This is a genomic window from Aeromonas sp. 97A, from assembly GCF_051919185.1.
Lineage (GTDB): Bacteria > Pseudomonadota > Gammaproteobacteria > Enterobacterales > Aeromonadaceae > Aeromonas > Aeromonas veronii.
Genome location: NZ_JBQBFF010000001.1, coordinates 983,063 through 1,008,383 on the forward strand (window position 1 = coordinate 983,063; position 25,321 = coordinate 1,008,383).

The window sequence follows — 25,321 nt, forward strand, 5'->3', positions numbered from 1 at the left end:
AGGTTACAAATCAAGGCCGCCGGTGATCGGCATTTTTTTTGCCGATGCCTGCAAACGTTTTCAATGCCAACGGATGCGATCTAAAGGAACAAAAATGCGAAACATGATCACCATGGGTGAGTTCATCGTCAAAAAGCAGGCGGATTATCCTACCGCGACAGGCGAGCTGACTTCGTTGCTCAGCTCGATCCGCCTTGCTGCCAAGGTGGTGAACCGGGAGATCAACAAGGCGGGACTGGCGGATATCATCGGTTCCATGGGCGCTGAAAACGTACAGGGCGAGGTGCAGCAGAAGTTGGATGTTTATGCCAACGAACGCTTCAAGGCGGCGCTCGAAGCGCGCGGCGAGGTGTGCGGCATGGCTTCGGAAGAGGAAGAGGACTTCGTCGCCTTTGACTCACCGCTCTCCAAAAACTCCAAGTATGTGGTGCTGATCGACCCGCTCGATGGCTCTTCCAATATCGACGTCAACGTCTCGGTCGGGACCATCTTCTCCATCTACCGCCGTTTGAGCCCGCAGGGTTCGCCGGTGACCCTGGAGGACTTCCTGCAACCGGGCAACCGTCAGGTCGCCGCCGGTTATGTGGTCTACGGCTCCTCCACCATGCTGGTCTACACTACCGGCTTTGGCGTCAACGGCTTTACCTACGACCCCTCCATCGGTTGCTTCTGCCTCTCCCACGAGAACATCCGCATTCCGGAAGAGGGCAAGATCTACTCCATCAACGAGGGCAACTACATCAAGTTCCCGGACGGGGTGAAGAAGTACCTCAAATATTGTCAGGAGCGCGACGAGGCGACCCACAGACCTTACACCTCCCGTTATATCGGTTCCCTGGTTTCCGATTTCCATCGCAACCTGCTCAAGGGTGGCATCTACATCTATCCGTCCGGCACCAACTCGCCGAACGGCAAGCTGCGGCTGCTCTATGAGTGCAACCCGATGGCGTTTCTGGTAGAGCAGGCTGGTGGCAAGGCCTCCGATGGCTTTGGCCGCATCATGGATATCCAGCCCACCGCGCTGCACCAGCGTACCCCTTACTTTGTTGGCTCGACCAAGATGGTGGAGCGCGCCGAGGCCTTTATGCGCGAGTTCTCCGCCCATGAGGATCCAGCTAACCAAGGCTGAACGTACGCAGTAGTCAGATAGCAAATAAAAAACGGGAGCCGATATGGCTCCCGTTTTAGTTGGTATTATCTCTCTGGCTCGCCGCCAGCGCTGCAGAGACTCACAGGCTGTTGCTGGCCAGATCAGCCAGCAAACCATCTACCAGTTTCAGGCGCATGGCGCGATCTTGGGTCGGCACCTGGAAGCGCAGCCGAGTCGGCCCGTCCATCTTGTAGACCCGTGGCTGGCTGGAGAGCAGTTTGACCAGATAGGCCGGATTGACCTTGGTCTCCTGGGTGAAGTCGAGATAGCCGCCGCGCTCGCTCATCTCCACCCGGCGAATGCCAAGGGCGGTGGCACGCTGACGGAAGGCAGCCAGCTCCAGCAGGGTTTTGGTCGCCTCCGGCAAGAGGCCAAAGCGGTCGATCAGCTCCACTTTCAACTCGCGCAGCTCCTGCTCGTCCGCCGCGCTGGCGATCCGCTTGTACATGGAGAGGCGCATGTTGACGTCCGGGATGTAGTCGTCCGGCAACAGCGCCGGCAGGCGCAGCTCCACCTCGGTGTGCTGGCTCATCAGCTGCTCCAGTGACGGCTCCTTGCCATTTTTCAGTGCCTCGACCGCCTGCTCCAGCATCTCCATGTAGAGGGTGAAGCCGACCGATTCGATCTGGCCGCTCTGATCGTCGCCGAGCAGTTCGCCTGCGCCACGGATCTCCAGATCGTGGGTCGCCAGCGCAAAGCCGGCACCGAGATCTTCGAGCGAGGCGATCGCCTCCAGCCGCTTGGCCGCATCCTTGGTCATCAGCTTGGGATGGGGAGTGAGCAGGTAGGCATAGGCCTGATGGTGAGAGCGGCCAACCCGACCCCGCAGCTGGTGCAGCTGGGCCAGACCGAGATGATCCGCCCGATCCATGATGATGGTGTTGGCGCTCGGAACGTCGATGCCGGTCTCGATGATGGTAGTGCAGACCAGCAGGTTGAAGCGCTGGTGGTAGAAGTCGGACATGATCCGCTCAAGGTCGCGCTCGCGCATCTGGCCGTGGGCGATGCCGATGCGCGCCTCCGGCACCAATTCGGCAAGATCGGCGGCGCACTTCTCGATGCTCTCGACATCGTTGTGCAGGTAGTAAACCTGACCACCACGCTTCAATTCCCGCAGCACCGCCTCGCGTACCACCGCCGGTTCGTGCTGGCGCACGAAGGTCTTGATGGCGAGTCGCTTGGCGGGGGGGGTGGCGATGATGGAGAGATCCCGCATGCCGGACATCGCCATGTTGAGTGTGCGCGGAATGGGGGTAGCGGTGAGAGTGAGGATATCCACATCGGCCCGCAGCGCCTTGATCTTCTCCTTCTGGCGCACGCCGAATCTGTGCTCCTCATCGACGATGAGCAGTCCCAGATCCTTGAAAGTGAGTTCGGAGCCAAGCAGCTTGTGGGTGCCGATGATGATGTCCACCTTGCCTTCTGCCAATTCCTTCATCACAGCGCTCTGCTCCTTGGCGGAGCGGAAGCGGCTCAGCACCTCGACCCGCACCGGCCAGTTGGCGAAGCGGTCGCGGAAGTTGTCGTAGTGCTGTTGCGCCAGCAGGGTGGTGGGCACCAGCACGGCAACCTGCTTGCCGCCGTGCACCGCCACAAACGCCGCCCGCATCGCCACTTCGGTTTTGCCAAAACCCACGTCGCCACACACCAGTCGGTCCATGCTCTTGGCCTGACACATGTCCCCCAGCACCGCATTGATGGCGTTAAGCTGATCGTCGGTCTCCTCGAACGGGAAGCTTGCGGCAAACTGGCGATAGGCCTCTTTGTCGTGCTTGAAGGCAAACCCGGCGCGAGCGGCGCGATGAGCGTAGACATCCAGCAACTCGGCTGCCACGTCGCGCACCTTTTCCGCCGCCTTGCGCCGCGCCTTGCTCCAGGCCTCGCCGCCGAGCTTGTGGCAGGGCGGGTTATCCGATCCGGTATAACGGCTGATAAGGTGCAAACTGGTGACCGGCACGAACAGCTTGTCGCCGCCGGCATATTCGAGGGTCAAAAACTCGGTGGGTAGGCCACCGGCATCGATGGTTTCCAGTCCCAGATAGCGGCCAACCCCGTGATCCAGATGCACCACCGGCTGGCCCTGAGTCAGCTCGCCGAGGTTGCGAATCACCGTATCGGAGCTCAGGTTCTTGCTCTTCTCTCGCGCCCGCTTGCTGCGCACCTTGCCGCCCAGCAGCTCGGTTTCGGTGATCAGGGCCAGTGGATCCTGACCTGCCTCCTGCCACAGGAAGCCACGCTCAAGCGGTGTAACCAAGAGGCCGTGGCGATCCGGGCTTGCCATAAAGGCGTCGAGGGAGGGGAACTCTTTAGGTTGCAGCGAGATACGCGCCAGCAGATCGCCGAGCACCTCCCGCCGTCCTTCGGACTCCACTGCAAACAGGGTGCGCCCGGCAAAGCCTTGGAGGAACTGGTCGAGCGCCAGCAGGGGTTGCTCCTTGCTGTGATCGAGTTGCAGATCCGGCAGGGCCGAGATAGGCAGATCGTGCTGACCAGCATCGCCCGCAGTTGCGGCCTCTTGCAGCCGTACCGCGCCATATTGGCCCAGAGAGGCAAAGAGCTGCTCCACCGGCAGATAGAGCTGGGCCGGGGGTAGCAGGGGGCGAGTGTTGTCCCAGCGTCTGTCTTCATAGCGCTGGCCGATATCGTTCCAGAAGCGCTGGGCAGCGGGGTAGATATCCCCCACGGTGAGCAACAGGGTCTCTTCCGGCAGGTAGTCAAACAGGCTGGCGGTTTGGTTGAAGAAGAGCGGCAGATAATACTCGATGCCGGCGGGCCAGCGTCCCTTGCTCACCTCCTGATAGACGGAGCCCTCGGCCCGCGACAGCTCGAACTGCTCGCGGAACTGGCCGCGAAACAGTTCGATGGCCGCCTCGTCGGTGGGGTATTCCCGGGCAGGCAGCAGGCTGACCGTCTTGACCGGTTCGCTGGAGCGCTGGGTTTCGGGATCGAATGGGCGGATGGAGTCCACTTCATCGTCGAAGAAGTCGATGCGATAGGGGCTGCTACTGCCCATGGGGAAGAGATCGAGCAGGGAGCCGCGAGCGGCAAATTCGCCATGTTCCAGCACCTGATCCACCGCCACGTAACCCGCCTCGGCCAGCCGCCCGCGCAGCTGTTGCAGGTTGAGGCGCTGACCGGCCTTCACCATCAGGCTGTATTTGTCGAGATAGACCCGGGGTGCGCAGCGCAACATCAGGGTGGAGATGGGGACAATCAATACCCCTTTGCTCATCTGCGGCAGCTTGTAGAGGGTCTCGAGTCGCTGGGAGATGATGTCCTGATGGGGGGAGAAGGTATCGTAGGGCAGGGTCTCCCAATCGGGGAACAGCAATACCGGCGCGGACTGATCGGCTAGCTGCTTGTCTGCCAGCAAATACTGTAGCTCCTGTTCAAGGCGCAGGGCGCTCGGGGTATCGGCAGTGATAAGCAGTACCGGCCCCTTGGCTTCACTGGTGAGACGGGCTGCAATCAGCGAGAGGCTGCTGCCGACCAGCTGGCCGAGCGTGATCTTTTGGCCCGCTTTGGCGGGCAAGGCGGGGAGTGTCATTGGCATGGTTCGATTCTTTTAACGTTGACGTTATCTATCGCGACGTTCGCTATGGTTAGCGCTGACGTTCTTGGGCGCGCAGCTTGAGCTGCTTCGATTGCACGTGGAGGCTGGCACGAACCAGCAGTTCACGGTCATCTTCGCGGATCCGCACATAGTCGAGCTGCACATGGGTGCCATGTTCACCGCCGTCGAGCTGTTTGACCTGGCCATAGCAGTAGATGGCGGCCGCCTCTTCCCGCAGGAAGATCTTGAGGCGCACTATCTGGTGCAGGTGCGGCGCAGCCCCGTGATCATGATAGGGGTGAAGGTAGGTGAGCTGGCCAGCCCCGAAGCGCAGGGTGTGAAAGCGCTGCTCCGGATGGTCCTGCAGGGAGAGTACATAGCCCATGATCATGTCGATCTTGCGGGACTGCTGATTGACGATCTCGATCAGGTCGTGCATCGACTCGTTCTGGTTGCGCAGCAGGCGAGTGGTCACCAGATCGATGGAGGTAATGGCCGAAGAGATCCGAAAGGGCTCCGGCAGCTCAGCGTCCAGCTCCTCCAGCGAGGGGAGGTGGAAGTCGGCCGGCATGGGGATCACATTGACCGGCGTGGCATGAGTGACGCTGAAGAACTGTTCCTGCATGGAGGCTATCCCTTGTTGTCATGGACGGTTTCCCTTTATTATCCGGTATCTTATTTTGTTGGCAACGTACATATCCTTGAAGACCGGACTTTTTCAGCCCCTTTCGCTGGCCATCGGCCTGCGTTATGCAGGCTCGAAGCGCAGCAATCGCTTCGTCTCATTTATCTCCCTGTTCTCTACCTTTGGCATCGCCATCGGGGTTGCCGCCCTGATGGTGGTCATTTCGGTGATGAACGGTTTCGAAGGGCAGCTCAAAGGGCGCATCCTCGGGGTGATCCCCCATGTGGTGGTGACCAATCAGGCTGGCCGCATTGATGCCGACCCGCAAGGCTTGCCGGATCTGGCCAAATTACCCCATGTGGTCGCCTCGGCCCCCATGCTCGACAGCGAAGGGATGCTGCAAAGCCCCGGCCAGCTGACCGGGGTGAGCGTGCAGGGAATCGACCCTGCAAAGTGGCCCAAGGATGACATCCTCCACAGCCAGATGCTGGGGGGGCGCCTCGATACTCTGCAGGCGGGTCACTACCGCATCGTGCTGGGGCAGGGGGTGGCACGTCGCCTCAATATCTCCATCGGCGATCAGGTTCGTTTGATCCTGACCGAAGGGACCCGCTTCACCCCGTTTGGCCGGGTACCGGCCCAGCGCCTCTTTACCGTCTCCGGCATCTTCGGGGTCGGCGCCGATGTGGATAACCAGATTGCGCTGATCGCGCTGGGGGATGCCCAGCGGCTGCTGCGCTTGCCGACAGAAACCGTCGGTGGCATTCGCCTCTGGCTCGATGATCCCTTTGCCGCCGACGAGGTGATCAAGACACCGTTGCCGGATGGGCTGCTGTGGCAGGATTGGCGCCGCGAGCGGGGCGAGCTGTTCCAAGCGGTCGCCATGGAAAAACGGATGATGGGGCTGATGCTGGTGCTGATCATCGCCGTCGCTACCTTCAACATCCTCTCCGCGCTGGTGATGGTGGTGACGGACAAAGAGGGCGAAGTGGCCATCCTGCGCACCATGGGCATGAGTGAATCAGGGATCGTTAAAATCTTCATGGTGCTTGGCGCCTCCAGCGGGGTGATTGGCGCCCTGTTTGGCGGACTGGCAGGCCTTGCGCTCTCCTTGGGTCTCAACCCTCTGCTCAATGCGGTGGGGCTCAACCTCTATATGGCGGCGGGCGGCAGTGGCCTGCCGGTGATTGTCGAGCCGGCTCAGGTCATCACCATCTTGCTGGGCGCCGTGCTGCTGAGCTTCAGTGCCACCCTCTATCCGGCGGCCCGCGCTGCGCGGGTGAAACCGGCCGAGGCGCTGCGTTATGAGTAATGCCGTGAATAATGCATCTTCTGTTGTGACTGGTGCCCCCGTAGTTGCGGGTGCCAGCGTTGTTACCGAGGCAAGTGGAGCCCCTGTTATGAATGAAGCCGTATCCCGTGAACCTCTGCTGCGCTGCCAGGCGCTCAACCATGTCTATAAAGAGGGGGAGCTGGAGACTCAGGTGCTCAAGGGGATCGATCTCTGCGTCGCACCCGGTGAAATGCTGGCGGTGGTGGGGAGCTCCGGCTCCGGCAAGACCACTCTGCTGCACCTGATGGGGGCGCTGGACAACCCCTCCAGCGGCGCCGTGCTGTTCAAGGGGGAGGATATCCACCACTGGGACAGCCGTACCCAGGCCCGTTTTCGCAACCGCGAGCTGGGCTTTGTCTATCAGTTCCACCACTTGCTCTCCGAGTTCAGTGCGCTGGAAAATGCGGCCATGCCGCTGCTGATCGCCGGTGAGTCGGTGGCGGTTGCCACCGAAAAGGCAACCAAGATGCTGGGGCGGGTGGGGCTCTCCCATCGCTTGAATCACCGTCCCTCCGAGCTCTCCGGTGGTGAACGTCAGCGGGTGGCGATCGCCCGAGCGCTGGTCAACGAACCGAGTCTGGTGCTGGCGGATGAGCCCACTGGCAATCTGGATCACGCCAGTGCCACCGCAGTGTATGAACTGCTGTGTGAACTGAATCGTGAACTGGGCACCGCCTTTGTGGTGGTGACTCACGACTTGAGCCTCGCGGCCAAGCTCCATCGCCGGGTGACCCTGGTGAGCGGCGTGATGGCGGAGGTTGCCTGATGTTCAAACCGCTGCCCCTCTTTCTGGGCCTGCGTTACAGCCGCTCCCGCCGTCGCAACGGGTTTATCGCCTTTATCTCAGCCTCTTCCCTGATCGGTATCGCCCTCGGGGTGATGGCGCTGATCCTGGGCCTCTCCGCCATGAACGGTTTCGAGCGGGAGCTCAAAGACAGGGTGCTCTCCGTGGTGCCGCAAGGTGAGCTGGACGCCGTCGAGCGGCCGTTGCCGGATTGGCCGCGTCTGCGTGACTACCTGCTGGCCCAGCCGGGCGTTGAGGCGGCTGCCCCGGTCATTCGCCTCAATGGCCTGCTGGAGCATGGCTCCGCCCTCAAGGGGGTACAACTGCGCGCAGTGTTACCCGATCTGGAAGCCAATCTGTCGGATGCAGGCAAATACATGACGGGCCGTGGTCTGCGTGAGCTGCAACCGGGTGAACGTGGGGTGATCCTTGGCAAGACCATCGCCGATAAGCTGGGGGTCAAGGTGGGGGACTCGGTCGCCCTGCTGCTGCCGCAAGGGGGCGATCAGGCGGGGATCAAGAATCCCCGGCGCGAAGCCCTGACCGTGGTAGGGCTGCTGGAGATCGGCGGTCAGCTCGACGGTTTGCTCGGCTTTATGCATCTGGCCGATGCGCAAGGGATCACCGGCATGGGCAGCGATGTGGAGGGCTTCAGCCTGCGGGTGAGCGATGTGCTTAATGCACAAAATATTACGATCGCCGCGGCGCAGCAGTTCCCTCATCATGTTTACATCCGCAGCTGGATGAACAGCCAGGGCTACCTCTATCAGGACATCCAGATGGTGCGTACCGTCATGTATGTGGTGATGCTGATGGTGGTGGCCGTCGCCTGCTTCAACATCGTCTCCACTCTGGTGATGGCGGTGAACGAGAAGCGCAGCGAAATCGCCATCCTGAAAACCATGGGGGCGAGCCCGGGTCAGATCCGGCTGACATTCGTCATTCAGGGGATGGTCAACGGTGTGGCCGGTGCCCTGCTCGGTGCCCTGCTGGGTGGGCTGCTCTCCAGCAAGCTGACCCAGATCCTGAGCGTTGTCGAAAAGCTCATCGGTCACCGCTTCCTCAATCCGGATATCTACTTTATCGACTTCTTGCCGACCGAGTTGCATATGCAGGATCTGCTCATCGTGACGGGCGCCGCCATCCTGATGAGTCTGGTGGCGACCCTCTATCCCGCCTGGCGGGCGAGCGGTCTGGTCCCCTCCCGCGAGCTGGGTCACTGATGCGCTGTATCTAATGCGCCATAAATAACGAAGGGCCCGCCGGTGCAAACCGGCGGGCCCTGCTGTTTTCAGGTCGCGTGGACTGGCTTAGTGAGCGTTAAGCTCATCGAGCGGCAGGGAGAAGCTGGCCACAAAGGTGTCGATAAAGTAGCGCATCTCATCGCTCATCCGGGCTGCCAGCATGGCTTCAAGGCGCTTGCGAGCCGGTTCGAACTCCCGATTGCCCGCGTTGATCTCCTCCAGACACTTGGTATAGGCGCAGAGGGTGTCGGCATCCTTGACCAGCCTGGCCAGCTCGCCATCCTGGGCTGCCGAATCGAGCAGGGGGCGAAAGTCCTCCACCAGTTCCGGCGGCAGCATGCCAAGTAGACGCTGCTCGGCGGCCAGTTCTATCTTCTTGTACTCGCGGGCAATTTCGGGGTTGAAGTATTTGACCGGGGTAGGCAGATCGCCGGTCAGCACTTCACTGCTGTCGTGGTAGAGGGCCATCACCGCGGCGCGGTCGGCATTCACGCTGCCGCCAAACAGTCGATTTTTGATGATGCCGAGGGCATGGGCCACCATGGCAACCTGCAGGCTGTGCTCGGCGATGTTTTCCGGCTGGATGTTGCGCATCAGGGGCCAGCGATAGATGAGTTTCATGCGGGCGAGATTGGCGAAAAAGTGGCTGGGTAACATGATGGCCTCAACAAAAGAGAATAGAAAAGGGCAGAACCTAGTCTGCCCTTTTTTTCGTTGCAGGGCAGCGTTTGCCCGCGCATTTCCCGCAGTTAGCGGATATAGCGGCCCGATTCCGCTTCCTGGTTGGTCACAATCATCTGGCCGATGGGCGCCAGACTGATGAGTGCCAGCTTGAGGTGCTGGATACCGAACGGGATACCGATAATGGTCACGAAGCAGGCCAGCGCGGAAGCGATGTGGCCGATGGCCAGCCAGACGCCGATCAGCACGAACCAGAGGATGTTGCCAATCAGCCCCAGAGTGCCGGTGCCGATATCGCTCTGGCCGGTCATGGTCTTGCGATTGACGGCCTGCTTGCCAAACGGGAAGAAGGTAAAGGTGCCGATCACGAAGCAGGCACGTCCCCAGGGGATGCCGACCAGCGAGATAAAGCAGACAAGACCGGCCAGCCACCAGGCCAGGCCCATAAAGACACCTCCCAGTACAAACCAGAGCAGATTGAACAAGAAGCGGAAAAAGGCCATGTGAGTGACTCCAGATCATCAATTTGGTTGCCACCATAACGAGGGAGGGGTAGGGACGCAATGGTTGATTGGCCCAATCGCCTTTTGGCTGGTCAAATTGAGTCGCCGCGCGCAACGGTGGGCTGTTTTTCGGCGAAAGATGGGTAATAAAGCGGCGTTCGGATGAAAAAAGGTGAGCAAACGCAAAATTATTGCCATCGGATAGTTGAAGTCGGGCACCTCTCTCCCCATATAAAGGGCAGTTTTGCACGAATTGTGCTTGCACGCCGCTCAATGTGGGGGATGTGTGGCTCGACTCGACCAAAGTGCGCCGCTATAATGCCGCGTCATATTTTCTCATCACAAAGACATATCGTTGTCTTTATAAACAGGAAGACTCCGGGCTTTGCCCAGGGGCAATAAAGGGTCAGCACACAGTGCTGAGTTGAACGAGGTAGAAGAATGCAAGTTTCTGTAGAGACAACCCAGGGTCTGGAACGCCGTCTTACCATCACTGTACCGGCCGCTACCGTAGACGCCGCTGTGCGTAAAGAATTGAATGGCCTGGCCAAAACTCGTCGCATCGACGGTTTCCGTCCTGGCAAGGCTCCGGTTGCCATCATCAAGAAGATGTTCGGCGCCATGGCTCACGCCCGCGTTGCTGATGAAATGATGCAGAGCAACTTCATCAAAGCCATCATCGAAAACAAACTGAGCCCGGCCGGTGCCCCGACCATGGATCCGAAAGAGATCAAAGAAGGTCAGGATTTCGAATTCACCGCCACTTTCGAAGTGTATCCGGAGTTCGAAGTTGCAGGTCTCGAGACCATCAAGGTCGAGAAGCCGGTTGCTACCGTGAAGGATGAAGATCTGGCCAACATGATCGACACCCTGCGCAAGCAGCACGCTACCTGGGCTGATGCCGATGTTGCCGCTGCCAATGGCATGCGTGTGACCATGGACTTCGTCGGTTCCATTGACGGTGAAGAGTTCGACGGCGGCAAAGCTGAAGGCTTCAACTTGGTGCTGGGCGCTGGCCGCATGATCCCGGGCTTCGAAGACGCCATCATGGGCAAGAAAGCGGGCGACGAGTTCACCATCGAAGTGACATTCCCGGCTGACTACCACGCTGAAAACCTGAAAGGCAAAGAAGCCAAGTTCGCTTCCAAACTGATCAAGGTTGAAGAGCAGATCCTGCCTGAGCTGACCGAAGAGTTCGTGAAGCGTTTCGGTATCGAAAGCGGTTCTGTTGAAGAGCTGAAAGCCGAAGTGCGCAAGAACATGGAGCGCGAACTGGCTCAAGCCCTGAAAAACAGCGTGAAAGAGCAGGTTCTGAACGGTCTGGTTGAAGCCAACCAAATCGACCTGCCGAAAGCAGCTGTTGCTCAAGAGATCGACGCACTGCGTCAGCAGGCGCTGCAGCGCTTCGGTGGCTTCCAGGGCGGCAACGCTCCCGAGCTGCCGGCTGAACTGTTCCAGGCTCAAGCCGAGCGTCGTGTACGCGTAGGCCTGCTGCTGGGTGACGTGATCCGTACCAACGAGATCAAGGCTGACGATGCCCGTGTAAACAGCATCATCGAGTCCATGGCGACTGCCTACGAAGATCCGAAGGAAGTGATCGAGTACTACCAGAAGAACGAACAGATGCTGAACGGCGTTCGTAACCTGGCAGTAGAAGATCAAGCTATCGACCTGATCCTGTCCAAAGCGCAAGTGACCGAAAAAGAAGTTGCCTTTGACGAAGTGATCAACAAGTCTGGCGCCGCTGCCTAAGAACATTTGACTTAAGGTCAAGACTGTTAAGTATAATGGCTCGTGTGATCTCCACTCGGGCCATTTTATTTTAGGGACAATGCCTTATGTACAAGAACTATAACGATATGACCGATTCTCCCAGCAATGCGCTGGTCCCCATCGTGGTCGAACAGACTGCCAAGGGTGAACGTTCCTACGATATTTACTCCCGTCTGCTGAAAGAGCGGGTGATCTTCCTGACCGGTCAGGTTGAAGATCACATGGCCAATCTGGTGGTTGCCCAGTTGCTGTTCCTCGAATCCGAGAATCCGGACAAGGACATCTATATCTACATCAACTCGCCGGGTGGTTCGGTGACTGCGGGCATGTCCATCTATGACACCATGCAGTTCATCAAGCCGGATGTCAGCACCGTCTGCATGGGGCAGGCCTGCTCCATGGGTGCCTTCCTGCTGGCCGGTGGCGCCAAGGGCAAGCGTTTCTGCCTGCCTAACGCCCGCGTGATGATCCACCAGCCGCTGGGTGGCTTCCAGGGTCAGGCATCTGATATCCAGATCCACGCCCAGGAGATCCTGAAGATCAAAAATACCCTGAACGAGCGCCTGGCGTTCCACACCGGTCAAGACATGGCTACCATCGAGCGTGACACCGATCGTGACAACTTCATGTCCGCCGAGCAGGCCGTGGCCTATGGTCTGGTAGACGGTGTCCTGAGCCAGCGTAGCTGAGCAGGGTGTCCCGGTCTGTTGTAAACTCAACAGGCCGATCCATCCTCTATTGATAAAACGAGGTTGCTGAATGACAGAGAAACGCAAGGGTGAGGGTGATAAGCTGCTCTACTGCTCTTTTTGCGGCAAAAGCCAGCATGAAGTGCGCAAGCTGATCGCTGGCCCTTCCGTCTACATATGTGATGAGTGCGTCGAGCTGTGCAACGACATCATCCGCGAAGAGATCCGCGAGATCTCGCCCAAGCGCGATGGTAACGAGCTGCCGACTCCTCATCAGATCCGCGCTCATCTCGATGACTATGTGATCGGGCAGGAGTACGCCAAGAAGGTGTTGGCCGTTGCCGTCTACAACCACTACAAGCGTCTGCGCAACAGCGGCGAAAACAGTGGTGTGGAGCTCGGCAAATCCAACATTCTGCTGATTGGTCCGACCGGTAGCGGTAAAACCCTGCTGGCTGAGACTCTGGCTCGTCTGCTGGATGTGCCGTTTACCATGGCCGATGCGACCACTCTGACCGAAGCCGGTTATGTGGGCGAGGACGTGGAGAACATCATCCAGAAGCTGCTGCAAAAGTGCGACTACGACGTGGAGAAGGCCCAGCGTGGCATCGTCTATATCGACGAGATCGACAAGATCTCCCGCAAGTCGGACAACCCCTCCATCACCCGTGATGTCTCCGGGGAAGGGGTACAGCAGGCACTGCTCAAGCTGATCGAAGGGACCATCGCTTCCGTGCCGCCGCAAGGTGGTCGCAAGCATCCGCAGCAGGAGTTCTTGCAGGTTGATACCTCCAAGATCCTCTTCATCTGCGGCGGTGCCTTTGCCGGTCTGGACAAGGTGATCGAGCAGCGTTCCGTGAAGGGAACCGGTATCGGTTTTGGCGCCGAGGTGAAATCCAAGGATGCCAAGGCCACCCTGAGCGAGACCTTCGCCAAGGTAGAGCCGGAAGATCTGATCAAGTATGGTCTGATCCCCGAGTTCATCGGCCGTCTGCCGGTGGTCGCGACCCTGACCGAGCTGGACGAGTCTGCTCTTATCCAGATCCTGAAAGAGCCGAAAAACGCGCTGACCAAACAGTACGCTGCGTTGTTCGATCTGGAAGGGGTTGAGCTGGAGTTCCGTGACGATGCGCTCAACGCCATTGCCCGCAAGGCGATGGAGCGTAAAACCGGTGCTCGTGGTCTGCGTTCCATCGTGGAAGCCGTGCTGCTGGATACCATGTATGACTTGCCTTCTCTGGAAGGGGTCAGCAAGGTGGTGATCGACGAGACCGTGATCAAAGGGGACTCTGCGCCCTTGATGATTTACGAAAATCCCGAAACTCAGGCTGCTGCATCAGAGTAAATGTCTGATTTTTAATCAAATGGAAGGGGCTTTTTGCCCCTTTCATGCTTTTTACGGTTTCGGCGATTGAATCTCATCTCAGCGCCCCCATATACTCAGCCAAGCGCTTTGCCAACGGTATAACAAGCCGAGAGGACATATATGAACCTAGAGCGTTCAGAACGCATCGAGATTCCCGTCCTGCCTCTTCGTGACGTGGTGGTTTATCCCCACATGGTCATTCCACTCTTTGTGGGGCGGGAAAAATCCATTCGCTGTCTGGAAGCGGCCATGGAGCAGGACAAGAAAGTTCTGCTGGTGGCCCAGAAGGATGCGTCAACCGATGAGCCAACGGTGGAGGAGATCTTCACCGTCGGGACAGTGGCCAATATTCTGCAGATGCTCAAGCTGCCGGACGGCACCGTCAAGGTGCTGGTAGAGGGGGGACAGCGTGCCCGCCTGGAGCGGATGATCGACGACAAGGATTTCTTTGTCTGCGAGGCCCAGTACATTCCCTCCCAAGCCATTGAGGAGAAGGATCAGGAAGTGCTGGTTCGCTCCGCCATCGGCCAGTTTGAAGGCTATATCAAGCTCAACAAGAAGATCCCGCCCGAGGTACTGACCTCGATCTCGGCGATCGACGATGCTGCGCGTCTGGCTGACACCATGGCGGCCCACATGCCGCTCAAGCTGGAAGACAAGCAGAAGGTGCTGGAGATCGTCTCGGTTTCCGAGCGCATCGAATTCCTGATGGCGATGATGGAGTCGGAAATTGACCTGCTGCAGGTCGAGAAGCGCATCCGTACTCGCGTCAAGAAGCAGATGGAAAAGAGCCAGCGCGAGTATTACCTCAACGAGCAGATGAAGGCCATCCAAAAAGAGCTGGGTGAGCTGGAAGATAGCCCGGATGAGTTCGAAGCCCTCAATCGCAAGATTGAAGAGGCTGGCATGCCGGAAGATGCCCGTGAAAAGGCCCAGGCCGAGCTTGCCAAGCTGAAGATGATGTCTCCCATGTCCGCCGAGGCTACCGTGGTTCGCAGCTATGTGGACTGGATGGTACAGGTGCCCTGGAAGGCGCGCTCCAAAGTCAAAAAAGACCTTGGCAAGGCGCAAGATGTGCTGGACGCCGATCACTATGGCCTCGAGAAGGTCAAGGATCGCATTCTCGAATATCTGGCGGTACAGGCACGGGTGAACAAGCTCAAGGGCCCCATCCTCTGTCTGGTTGGGCCTCCCGGTGTGGGCAAGACCTCGTTGGGCCAATCCATCGCCAAGGCGACAGGCCGCAAATATGTGCGGATGGCCCTCGGTGGGGTGCGTGACGAAGCGGAGATCCGCGGTCACCGCCGTACCTATATCGGTTCCATGCCTGGCAAGCTCATCCAGAAGATGGCGAAAGTTGGCGTGAAGAACCCGCTGTTCCTGCTCGATGAGATCGACAAGATGAGCTCGGACATGCGCGGCGATCCTGCCTCTGCCTTGCTGGAAGTGCTGGATCCGGAACAGAACAACAGCTTCAACGATCACTACCTGGAAGTGGATTATGACCTGTCGGACGTGATGTTCGTGGCCACCTCCAACTCCATGAACATCCCGGGTCCCTTGCTGGACCGGATGGAAGTGATCCGCCTCTCCGGTTACACCGAAGATGAGAAGCTCAACATTGCCAAGCAGCATCTGGTTGCCAAGCAGATCCAGCGTAACGGCCTGAAAGAGTCCGAGATCACCATCGAAGATTCTGCCCTGGTCGGAGTGATCCGCTACTACACCCGCGAGGCGGGTGTGCGGAGTCTGGAGCGCGAGATCTCCAAGATTTGTCGCAAGGCGGTCAAGCGCATCCTGCTGGACAAGAGCATCAAGCATGTTCAGGTCAATCAGGAGAACCTCAAGGAGTTCCTCGGGGTGCAGCGTTTCGATTACGGCAAGGCCACCGACCAGAACCAGGTGGGTCAGGTCTGTGGTTTGGCGTGGACCGAAGTGGGCGGCGATCTGCTCACCATCGAAACCACCAACATGCCGGGCAAGGGCAAGCTCACCTACACCGGTTCTCTCGGTGACGTGATGCAGGAGTCCATCCAGGCGGCCATGACGGTCGTACGGGCCCGTGCCGAGAAGCTGCGCATCAACGCCGACTTCTACGAGAAGCGCGATATCCACGTGCACGTACCGGAAGGGGCAACCCCGAAAGATGGTCCGAGCGCCGGTATCGCCATGTGTACCGCCCTGGTCTCCAGCTTGACCGGTAATCCGGTTCGTGCTGATGTGGCGATGACAGGGGAGATCACCTTGCGCGGCGAAGTGTTGCCCATCGGTGGTCTCAAGGAGAAGTTGCTGGCAGCCCACCGTGGCGGCATCAAGCGAGTGCTTATTCCGAAAGAGAACGAGCGTGACCTTGAGGAGATCCCGGCAAACGTCAAACAAGACCTTGAAATTTATCCGGTTCGCTGGATTGACGAGGTGCTGGAATTGGCGTTGCAGGACAATCCACAGGGGTTTGAGCGCGTTTCTGTCGTGTAAATGTTGATGCGCCGCAAATTTGGCGCATTCGGCGGGTGGTTAAGGCTTGCATGCGCCCGATAACGGAAGTAGCCTTGACCACCGATCGGGTACTCGTGATGAGTCGCAATGCGTTGTGTGGCGCGGGTTTGCGCCAGATTGTCACTTGCAACTGATCAGGAGGCTTGCTATAAAACCTCCACTTGTTGTGGCCAGGGAAATCAGCGCCGCAGCGGTGTTTGATAAAAGGGGAATATAAGAGTGAATAAATCTCAACTGATTGACAAGATTGCAGACGGTGCCGATATCTCCAAAGCTGCCGCTGGCCGTGCGTTGGATGCCTTCATTGATGCTGTTGGTGAAGCGCTGAAAGAGGGTGACCAGGTTGCTCTGGTTGGTTTCGGTACTTTCGCTGTACGCGAGCGTGCTGCCCGTTCAGGCCGTAACCCGCAGACTGGCGCGACCATCGAAATCGCTGCTGGTAAAGTTCCTGCCTTCAAAGCCGGTAAGGCCCTGAAAGACGCTGTTAACTAAGTCGGTCGCTGATATCCGTCGGCTACCGTCCTTGGTCGCAGACCAGACAAGTTAGAGAGTCTTCTCTCATACTGATTGACCAAGGCGCATCGCAATCGGTGCGCCTTTTTATTGTTTACGCCCATCGAGTTCGGGAGCATAAGTACAAACATGATGTTGGATAAACTACGCGAAGGGGCGCAGGGCAAGGTAGCCAAGGTTATCTTGGGCCTGATCATCCTCTCCTTTGCCTTGGCTGGTGTAGGTAGTTACCTGAACGGCCCGGCCCGTACCGCCCCCGCCACCGTCAATGGCACCGAGATCAGTGCTGCGGCACTGGAAAATGCCTACCGTAACGAGCGCGCCCGCATGGAATCCCAGATGGGAGAGGCATTCAGCCAGCTGGCCGCGAGCCCCGATTACATGAAACAGTTCCGTCGCGGTGTGCTGGATCGCCTGATCGATCAGGCTCTGCTGGACAGCAAGGCCCGTGAACTGGGTCTGCGTATCAGTGACGAACAGATCAAGCAAGCCATCGTGGCCATGCCGGAGTTTGCCGAGAACGGCAAGTTCAACAATGACCGCTATCTGCAACTGATCCGTCGTGCTGGCATGACTCCCGAAATGTTCCGTGACTCCCTGCGTCAGGACATGGTGCGTCAACAGTTGATGAGCGCCCTGCTGGGCACCGAATTCTCCCTCAAGGGTGAAGCGGAGCAGCTCGACAAGCTCTACAACCAGACTCGCGATCTGCGTCTGGTGCGTCTGGCTGCCGCCAACTACATGGCTGATGTTCAGGTCTCCGACAACGAGCTGGAGCAGTACTACAAGACCAATGGCGCCCGTTTCATGAACGACGAGCAGGTCAAGGTCGACTATCTGCTGCTGGACGCCGCCAACCTCGCCAAAGATATCAAGGTCACCGAGCAGGATGCCCAGGATTACTACGATCAGCACCAGGATCTGTTCCAGCGTGCCGAGCGTCGCCATGTGGCTCATATCCTGATCCCGTTTGGCAAGGATGAGAAAGCGGCCGAGCAGAAAGCAGAAGCCGTGCTGGCCAAAGCCAAGTCGGGTGATGATTTCGCTGCGCTGGCCAAGGCTGACTCTTCCGATACCTTCTCTGCCAAAAAAGGCGGTGAGCTGGACTGGTTCGAGAAAGGGGTGATGGATCCGGCCTTCGAGAAAGCCGCGTTCGCCCTGGACAAGGCTGGCGATCTCTCCGGCGTGGTGAAGAGCCCGTTCGGTTTCCACATCATCAAGCTGCTGGGGTTGAAGCCGCCCAGATCAAGCCGTTTGCCGATGTGAAAGAAGAGACCATCACCCGTCTGCAAGCTGACAAGGCCAAGGAGAAGTTCTTCGCCGAGCAGCAGAAGATGGCTGACAACAGCTTCGAAAACCCGGACTCGCTGGATCTGACCGCTGATGCCATGGGGATGAAGGTTCAATCTTCCGATTTCTTCACCCAGGCGACTGCTCCGGCTCCGCTGAATGATCCCAAGGTGCTCTCTGTTGCGTTCTCCGAACAGCTGCGCGATGACAATACCAACTCCGACGTGATCGAGCTGGCTGACGGCAAGGCGCTGGTGCTGCACATCACTGGTCACAAGCCCAAAGCGGTCAAGCCGCTGGCCGAGGTGAAAGAGCAAGTGATTGCCGCCATCAAGCATGACAAGGCTAGCGAAGTGGCCCGTGGCAAGGCCCAGGGCCTGCTGGACAAGCTGAAAGTCGGTGAGAGCATCACAGCCGATCTGACTGCACTCGGTCTGAAAGTGGAGACCCACAAAGGGGTTGCCCGCTTCGATCGCGAGCTGGATCAGAATCTGATTGCCCAGGCGTTCACGCTGCCCCATCCGATCGACGGCAAGCCGAGCGTGGCTCTGGTTGCCGAGACCAATGGTGACCGCGTTGTGGTTGCGCTGGACAAGGTCAACGTCCCTGCCGTCGCATCCGGTATGGCTGCCATGCTGCAAGCTCAGCTGGGTCAGGGCAAAGCCCAGGTGGATTACAAGTCTCTGATCGACGAGTTGCGCAAAGCGGCCAAGATCGAGTACTTCACCAGTGTGGAAGCGACCGTCGAGTAATCGGCACTGCGCAACCCATTGAAAACGGCTCCTTGATGGAGCCGTTTTTTTATCTGTGGGCAAAAGAGGGGGGAGACTCAAGCTTTGCTCTTTGCTCTTTGCTCTTTGCTCTTTGCTCTTTGCTCTTTGCTCTTTGCTCTTTGCTCTGTGGTGTGTAGTCACATCACTGCTATACGCCATCTCAATCGTCTAAATACGGAATATAAAAAAACCGGCACGTGTGTGCCGGTTTTTCATTGCGAACTTGCGCAGGTGCGGGGTTATACCACGCCCTGGGTGCGCAGGTAATCCTCGTAGGTGCCGCCGAAGTCGCGGATGCCATCTTCGGTCAGCTCCAGGATGCGGGTCGCCAGAGAGGAGACGAATTCGCGGTCGTGAGAGACGAAGATCAGGGTCCCCTGGTAGAGCTCCAGTGCCATGTTCAAGGATTCGATGGATTCCATGTCCAGGTGGTTGGTCGGCTCATCCATGATCAGGATGTTGGGGCGCTGCATCATCAGCTTGCCGAACAGCATGCGGCCCTGTTCACCACCGGAGAGCACCTTGACCGGCTTCTTGATGTCGTCCTGAGAGAAGAGCAGACGGCCCAGTATGGAGCGTACAGCCTGCTCGTCTTCGTTCTCCTGTTTCCACTGGGCCATCCAGTCGAATACGTTGAGATCAGTGTCGAAGTCTTCGGCGTGATCCTGAGCGTAGTAACCGATCTGGGCGTTCTCGGACCACTTGATGGTGCCGGTATCCGGAGCCAGTGCGCCCACCAAGGTCTTGATCAGAGTCGATTTACCGATACCGTTGGTACCCAGAATGGCGACCTTCTCGCCCACTTCCATCATCATGTTGAGGCCCTTGAACAGGGGACCGTCGCCATAACCCTTGGATACACCTTCCACTTCCAGGATGTTGCGATAGAGCTTTTTGTCCTGCTCGAAGCGGATGAAGGGGTTCTGGCGGCTGGAGACCTTGACGTCCTCAATCTTGATCTTGTCGATCTGCTTGAGACGGGAGGTCGCCTGACGGGACTTGGAGGCGTTGGCGCTGAAACGGGAGACGAAGGATTGCAGATCGGCAATCTGGGCCTTCTTCTTGGCGTTGTCGGCCAGCAGACGCTCGCGCGCCTGGGTGGCGGCCAGCATGTAGTCGTCGTAGTTGCCTGGGTAAACGCGCAGCTCGCCGTAGTCCAGATCCGCCATGTGGGTACAGACAGAGTTAAGGAAGTGACGGTCGTGAGAGATGATGATCATGGTGCTTTCACGTTCGTTGAGCACCTGCTCCAGCCAGCGAATGGTGTTGATATCCAGGTTGTTGGTCGGCTCGTCCAGCAGCAGGATGTCAGGGTTGGAGAACAGCGCCTGTGCCAGCAGCACCCGCAGTTTCCAGCCCGGGGCCACTTCGCTCATCGGGCCGTTGTGCTGTTCAAGGGGAATGCCGACACCCAGCAGCAGCTCGCCTGCACGCGCTTCAGCGGTGTAGCCGTCATATTCGGCGACCAGACCTTCCAGCTCGGCGGCCTTCATATAGTCTTCGTCGGTGGCTTCGAGGTTGGCGTAGATGGCATCGCGCTCGGCGATAGCCGCCCACAGCTCGGTGTGACCCATCATGACCACGTCCAGTACGCGCATATCTTCGTAGGCGAACTGATCCTGACGCAGCTTACCGATGCGCTCGTTGACGTCCAGGCTCACATTACCGCCAGTGGGCTCCAGATCACCACCGAGGATCTTCATAAAGGTGGACTTGCCACAGCCGTTGGCGCCGATAAGGCCATAGCGGTTGCCGCCGCCAAACTTGACGTTGATGTTCTCAAACAGCGGCTTGGCGCCGAACTGCATGGTGATGTTGTTGCTACTTAACAAGGTATGTGTCCCGATTGGTCTGTCAAATGGCGCGCATTATGGCACAGATCCCCCGAAAGTTTTAGCGAGAAGTGTGATCTTGATCGGGGCAAGCGGGGCGTGCAGCCGATTGATGGGCAATAAAAAAAGCCGGCGTGAAGCCGGCTTTTGCGTGATGGCTGCCCGTTAGTGGGAAGTGGCGCCAGAGGCACCCAGCCCGGTTTGGGAGCGAACGAACTGCGGCAAGAACTTGGCATGTTCGTCGGCGGCGTTCTGGGAGCTGTCGGTGATGGAGAAGAACCAGATCCCGACGAAGGCCAACCCCATGGAGAAGAGGGCAGGGTATTCGTAGGGGAAGATGGCCTCTGCATGGCCCAGCACTTTCACCCACACGGTCGGGCCCAGGATCATCAGGGTTACGGCGCTCACCAGCCCCAGCCAGCCACCGTAGACGGCGCCACGGGTGGTCAGGCGTGACCAGAACATGGAGAGGAACAGCACCGGGAAGTTGCAGCTGGCGGCGATGGAGAAGGCCAGACCCACCATGAAGGCGATGTTCTGCTTCTCGAACAGGATCCCCAGACCAATGGCAACCACGCCCAGCACCAGAGTCGTCATCTTGGAGACACGCAGTTCATCGGTCTCGTTAGCCTTGCCCTTCTTCAACACGCTGGCATAGAGGTCATGGGAGACCGCAGAGGCACCGGCCAGGGTCAATCCGGCAACTACCGCCAGAATGGTGGCAAATGCCACGGCGGAGATGAAGCCGAGGAACAGACTGCCACCGACCGCATTGGCCAGATGGACGGCCGCCATGTTGGTGCCGCCCAGCAGGGCGCCGGTGGCGTCCTTGAAGGTCGGGTTGGTGCTCACCAGCAAGATGGCGCCAAAGCCGATGATGAAGGTGAGGATGTAGAAGTAGCCGATAAAGCCGGTGGCGTAGAACACCGATTTACGCGCCTCTTTGGCATCGCTCACGGTGAAGAAACGCATCAGGATATGGGGCAGACCGGCGGTACCGAACATCAATGCCAGACCGAGCGAGATGGCGGAGATGGGGTCAGCAACCAGGCCACCCGGGCTCATGATGGCGATCCCTTTCTCGTGCACCTTGACCGCTTCGCTAAACAGGGCACCGATATCGAAGTTGACCGATTTCATGACCATGATGGCCATGAAGCTGGCACCGGAGAGTAGCATCACTGCCTTGATGATCTGCACCCAGGTAGTGGCCAGCATGCCGCCAAACAGCACGTAGAGCACCATCAGGATACCGACCAGCACCACGGCCACATGGTATTGCAGGCCAAACAGCAGCTCGATCAGCTTGCCGGCACCGACCATCTGGGCGATCAGGTAGAGGGCGACCACCACCAGCGAACCACAGGCTGAGAGGGTACGCACTTCAGTCTGCTTGAGACGATAGGAGGCGACATCGGCAAAGGTATATTTGCCGAGGTTGCGCAGCCGCTCGGCGATCAGGAACAGAATGATGGGCCAGCCCACCAGAAAACCGATGGAGTAAATCAGACCATCGTAGCCGGAGGTGTAGACCAGCGCGGAGATCCCGAGGAAGGAGGCGGCGGACATGTAGTCACCGGCGATGGCCAGACCGTTCTGGAAGCCGGTGATACGGCCACCGGCCGCATAGTAGTCGGAAGCCGAGCGGTTGCGCTTGGAGGCCCAGTAGGTGATGAACAAGGTGGCGGCTACAAAGACCACGAACATCACGATGGCCGACACATTGAGGGGTTGGCGTTGTACCTCGCCGGTCAGCGCATCCGCTGCCAGCAGGGGGGAGGAGGCCAGTGAGGCCAACAGCAGCCACTTGCCTTTCATGCTTTTTGCGCTCATGACTGCACTCCCTTGAGGATCTTCTGATTCAGCTCGTCAAACTCGCCGTTGGCCCGAAACACATAGATGCCGGTCAACACGAAGGAGGAGAGGATCAGTCCCACCCCGACCGGAATGCCACGGGTGACGGTGGTACTGTCGCTGAGCGGGGTGCCCAGCCAACCGGGGGCAAAGGCGATGAGCAGAATAAACGCCAGGTAGAGTCCCAGCATCAGAGCCGAGAGGGCCCAGGCAAAACGCTGGCGCTTGGCGACCAGCTCCTGGAAGTTGGGATCTTGCTGGATCCTCAGATAGCTTTGCTGTTCCATTGCAGTTCTCCATGACATGAGTGTCAGCGGTGGATGGGGTAACCCCGACGAGCAGGCAATCTGCTCATGTAAGCAAAATGTGAATTAAATGTTATTTCTCGACAATTAGACTTTGGGATAAGTGAGCGGCGAGCCGCAGGTCAGGCGCAGGTAGATGAGCGCGGCCGTGGTGGCATCGGCAAGGGCATCGTGGGCGGGTAGGGATGGCAGTTCAAGGTGGCTGCAGATGGCACTTAAGTGGAGGTCAATGGCCGCATCGGGATAGCGGCGATAGAGGTGGTCATGATAAAGCTGGCTCACCTCGATCCCTCGCTGGGGCAGGGTCAATCCCCACAATTTCTGGCAGGCGAGATTGAGAATACGCAGATCGTAGGCGATGTGATAGCCCACAAGTTCACGGGGGCCGATAAAGTCGAGCAGCAGGCGCAGCGCGGCTTCCAGCTCCATTCCCTGTTGCAGATCCTGATGGCGCAGACCGTGGATCACCACAGATTGGCTGGTCAGGCTGGCCGGTGGCTGCACCTTGATGGCGAGGGCCTCGCCGGTCAGCAGCCGGTTACCCTGAATGCGCACCGCCCCGATGGAGACGATCTCGGCCTGCTCGGGATCGAGACTGGTGGTCTCGAAATCGAGGGCGATCCGTTCATCTTCCGGTGGGGTGGCAAAGAGCGGCGCGAACTCGCCCGTTCGGAACGCACGGCCATACCAGTAGCGTCGAACGCGGCTCAACATGGCTATTGTCTCAGACGAAAGTGCAAGGTGAGCCACTGCTGGAACTTCTTAACCTGATGCAGCGCCTGACGCAACAGATCCCGCTCGCTGTGGCTAAGCTCGCTTGTCTGCACCCGACTATTGCCCCCCTTGAGCTGGCTGCGCAGCCTAAGCCGGATAAAGAGCCGGAACGCCTCCGCCAGATTGCTGCCATAGTCGGCACTGAGCCGATCGGCGGCCACCAGCGCATCGATACGCCCCAGGGTTGAAGTCTCCAGAATGCCTGCCTCAAGGGCCAACATGCGGATACCGTGCACCAGCGGGAACAGGCCGCCCCGTTTCAGATCCAGCCCTTCCGGTGGCTGCTCCAGCCTGCCAAACAGGGTGAGCGGGGCATGAAAGGCCACCGCCGGTCGCACCATCTCCGCCAGCAGATCCCGCCTGTCCGCCAACTGCTCGCGCAGCGCTCTGGCAACCGGCAGATGGAGCTGTCGATCCCCCGCGATGGGGTGAGCATCGGCCAAGGTGGCGAGCCAGAGTAGCTCATCCTCTTTTGCCGTGGTGCAGGCGCTGGCAATAGCGCTTTGCCACTCGCAGCCTGTTTTTACCCAGGCCGGATTGTTCACCATCACCTGCCCGGGGCAGAGGGGGTAGCCGAGGCGCTCCAGCAGGGCGCTGAATTCGGCCAGATCGGCTGTCTGGGTGGGCCATGTCAGCCCCTCTGGCAGGATCAGGGCGTTGTCCTGATCGGTTTTGAGGATCTGCTCGCCGCGCCCCTCCGAGCCCAGCATCAACAGGCAGACTCTATCCTGCACCTCGGGGGGGATCACCAGCGCAAAGGCTTTGGCGATCAGCTGTTCGTTGATGGTGGCGATCAGCTTCATCAAAAAGGCGGTGTGGATCCCTTGGGCAAACAGGGATCGGGTCAATTGCTGCTGCTCGCGGGCGACCGCCTCCAGTGCCGGCAGGCTGTCGGCACGGGCGATGCGCAGGGTCAGCACATGGGAGTGGGTCGAGAAGAGCCCCAGCACCTGAGTCAGTTGCAAGATGCCCGCCACCTCGTTGCCACGCCACACCACCAGTCGCTTGATACGATGGCGGGTCATCAGCAGCAGGGCATCAAACAGATAGCTCTCCAGCGGCAGACCAATCAGGGGCGTGGGGGTCAGCACCGAGAGCGGGGCCGTCAGCGGCAATCCCTTGAGGGTCAGGGCGTGGAGCAAGGTCTTGCGGGTTGCCAGCGTGAGGGAGCCGTCGTGGGCCGGGTAGAGCAGGCAATCGGTCCCCTTGCTCACCATGGCTTCGGTCGCCGCCAGCAGTGACAGCTTGCTGTCGACGATAAGCGGTGCCTGCAGGTGGCCGGGTTCGATGCGGGTCAGGATAAATTCCGCCAGATTCTTCTGACCCAGTTGCTCGCGTTGCTCCTGCTGGCGCTGGCGCTCGGCCAGATTGGCGGTGAAGTAGCTGGCAAACTGCGGGTCCTGCTCACAGAGCGCCAGAAAAGTGTGGCGAGGAATGAGTTGGCAGAGGCTATCTTCCAGCGCGGTGAAGCGGTGGCGGCAGCGGCCATCAAACTGGGCGCGCACATCGAACAGATCATCGACCCCGTAATCACCAAACTGGTGGTGAGGAGCAGACTCTTCCACCGCCCCCTTGATGATGAGATAGAGGCCGGGAGGCTCGTCCCCCTCCTTGAGCAGCAGATCCCCGGCCCGAAAATAGCAGAGCGAGAGGTGACGGGAGAGCCGCTCGCGCGCCTCCTCATCCAGTCTGTCGAACGGTGGTCTGGCAAAATTGAACAGGGTTGACATGACAGCGTCCTCTGCTGGCTTGCGGCACTCATGCAGCTCCCAGTGTGACAAAG

At 58.9% G+C, this 25,321-nt stretch carries 18 protein-coding genes and 1 pseudogene; 10 read left to right on the forward strand and 9 right to left on the reverse strand.

What is annotated here, in order from left to right:
• The first annotated feature begins 94 nt into the window (after positions 1–94).
• A complete protein-coding gene (gene fbp / locus ACTG27_RS04480; RefSeq protein ID WP_005336993.1) occupies positions 95–1,129 on the forward strand; it encodes a class 1 fructose-bisphosphatase in 1,035 nt (344 codons plus the stop codon).
• Positions 1,130–1,229: 100 nt separating this feature from the next.
• Here the strand turns inward: fbp and mfd are convergent, their stop codons facing one another.
• Together mfd and ACTG27_RS04490 are read right to left on the reverse strand one after the other, a co-directional pair.
• Positions 1,230–4,697 carry a transcription-repair coupling factor gene (gene mfd / locus ACTG27_RS04485; protein WP_439980490.1) on the reverse strand — a complete coding sequence of 1,156 codons (3,468 nt, stop codon included), beginning with the start codon at positions 4,695–4,697 and terminating at the stop codon, positions 1,230–1,232.
• A gap of 55 nt (positions 4,698–4,752) precedes the next feature.
• Complete coding sequence (locus tag ACTG27_RS04490; protein ID WP_005336991.1) at positions 4,753–5,328, reverse strand: hypothetical protein; 576 nt, start codon at positions 5,326–5,328, stop codon at positions 4,753–4,755.
• A gap of 76 nt (positions 5,329–5,404) precedes the next feature.
• Between ACTG27_RS04490 and ACTG27_RS04495 the strand changes: the two genes are divergently transcribed.
• From ACTG27_RS04495 to lolE, 3 genes are all read left to right on the forward strand, one after another.
• A complete protein-coding gene (locus tag ACTG27_RS04495; RefSeq protein ID WP_439979157.1) occupies positions 5,405–6,640 on the forward strand; it encodes a lipoprotein-releasing ABC transporter permease subunit in 1,236 nt (411 codons plus the stop codon).
• Positions 6,641–6,728: 88 nt separating this feature from the next.
• Positions 6,729–7,427: a lipoprotein-releasing ABC transporter ATP-binding protein LolD gene (lolD, locus tag ACTG27_RS04500; protein WP_005336988.1), complete on the forward strand. Its 699-nt coding sequence runs from the start codon at positions 6,729–6,731 to the stop codon at positions 7,425–7,427.
• Complete coding sequence (lolE, locus tag ACTG27_RS04505) at positions 7,427–8,668, forward strand: lipoprotein-releasing ABC transporter permease subunit LolE (protein ID WP_076495749.1); 1,242 nt, start codon at positions 7,427–7,429, stop codon at positions 8,666–8,668. Before lolD ends, lolE begins: the two co-directional genes overlap by 1 nt.
• 87 nt (positions 8,669–8,755) lie before the next feature.
• Here the strand turns inward: lolE and yfbR are convergent, their stop codons facing one another.
• Positions 8,756–9,346, reverse strand: coding sequence for a 5'-deoxynucleotidase (yfbR, locus tag ACTG27_RS04510; protein ID WP_019445066.1), 591 nt, complete (start codon positions 9,344–9,346; stop codon positions 8,756–8,758).
• 92 nt (positions 9,347–9,438) lie between these two features.
• Positions 9,439–9,873 carry a YccF domain-containing protein gene (locus ACTG27_RS04515; protein ID WP_005336982.1) on the reverse strand — a complete coding sequence of 145 codons (435 nt, stop codon included), beginning with the start codon at positions 9,871–9,873 and terminating at the stop codon, positions 9,439–9,441.
• 441 nt (positions 9,874–10,314) lie between these two features.
• On the opposite strand from ACTG27_RS04515, the gene tig reads away from it, so the two are divergent.
• From tig to ppiD, 6 genes and pseudogenes are all read left to right on the forward strand, one after another.
• Positions 10,315–11,625, forward strand: coding sequence for a trigger factor (gene tig, locus ACTG27_RS04520; RefSeq protein ID WP_005336981.1), 1,311 nt, complete (start codon positions 10,315–10,317; stop codon positions 11,623–11,625).
• Between the two features lie 86 nt (positions 11,626–11,711).
• A complete protein-coding gene (clpP, locus tag ACTG27_RS04525) occupies positions 11,712–12,335 on the forward strand; it encodes an ATP-dependent Clp endopeptidase proteolytic subunit ClpP (RefSeq protein WP_005336979.1) in 624 nt (207 codons plus the stop codon).
• Between the two features lie 70 nt (positions 12,336–12,405).
• On the forward strand, positions 12,406–13,680 hold the full coding sequence (gene clpX, locus ACTG27_RS04530; protein WP_005336977.1) for an ATP-dependent protease ATP-binding subunit ClpX: 1,275 nt from the start codon (positions 12,406–12,408) through the stop codon (positions 13,678–13,680).
• Between the two features lie 141 nt (positions 13,681–13,821).
• A complete protein-coding gene (gene lon, locus ACTG27_RS04535; RefSeq protein ID WP_439979158.1) occupies positions 13,822–16,176 on the forward strand; it encodes an endopeptidase La in 2,355 nt (784 codons plus the stop codon).
• A 240-nt stretch (positions 16,177–16,416) separates the two neighbouring features.
• Positions 16,417–16,689: a nucleoid-associated protein HU-beta gene (hupB, locus tag ACTG27_RS04540; RefSeq protein WP_005315375.1), complete on the forward strand. Its 273-nt coding sequence runs from the start codon at positions 16,417–16,419 to the stop codon at positions 16,687–16,689.
• A 150-nt stretch (positions 16,690–16,839) separates the two neighbouring features.
• A pseudogene (gene ppiD, locus ACTG27_RS04545) lies at positions 16,840–18,752 on the forward strand (peptidylprolyl isomerase).
• Between the two features lie 260 nt (positions 18,753–19,012).
• Here the strand turns inward: ppiD and ACTG27_RS04550 are convergent.
• The 5 genes from ACTG27_RS04550 to ACTG27_RS04570 all read right to left on the reverse strand — a co-directional run bounded on the left by ACTG27_RS04550 (position 19,013) and on the right by ACTG27_RS04570 (position 25,268).
• Positions 19,013–20,605 (reverse strand): ABC-F family ATPase, encoded by a 1,593-nt coding sequence (locus tag ACTG27_RS04550; RefSeq protein WP_040068106.1) that lies wholly within the window; start codon positions 20,603–20,605, stop codon positions 19,013–19,015.
• Positions 20,606–20,770: 165 nt separating this feature from the next.
• Positions 20,771–22,423 (reverse strand): cation acetate symporter, encoded by a 1,653-nt coding sequence (locus tag ACTG27_RS04555; protein WP_439980491.1) that lies wholly within the window; start codon positions 22,421–22,423, stop codon positions 20,771–20,773.
• An 11-nt stretch (positions 22,424–22,434) separates the two neighbouring features.
• Entirely contained in the window at positions 22,435–22,746 is a 312-nt protein-coding gene (locus ACTG27_RS04560) for a DUF485 domain-containing protein (RefSeq protein WP_005336970.1), read from the reverse strand.
• A 105-nt stretch (positions 22,747–22,851) separates the two neighbouring features.
• Positions 22,852–23,478, reverse strand: a complete 627-nt coding sequence (locus tag ACTG27_RS04565; RefSeq protein WP_236318019.1) for a 3'-5' exonuclease — start codon at positions 23,476–23,478, stop codon at positions 22,852–22,854.
• Positions 23,479–23,480: 2 nt separating this feature from the next.
• A complete protein-coding gene (locus tag ACTG27_RS04570) occupies positions 23,481–25,268 on the reverse strand; it encodes a putative nucleotidyltransferase substrate binding domain-containing protein (RefSeq protein WP_439979159.1) in 1,788 nt (595 codons plus the stop codon).
• Positions 25,269–25,321: the final 53 nt, after the last annotated feature.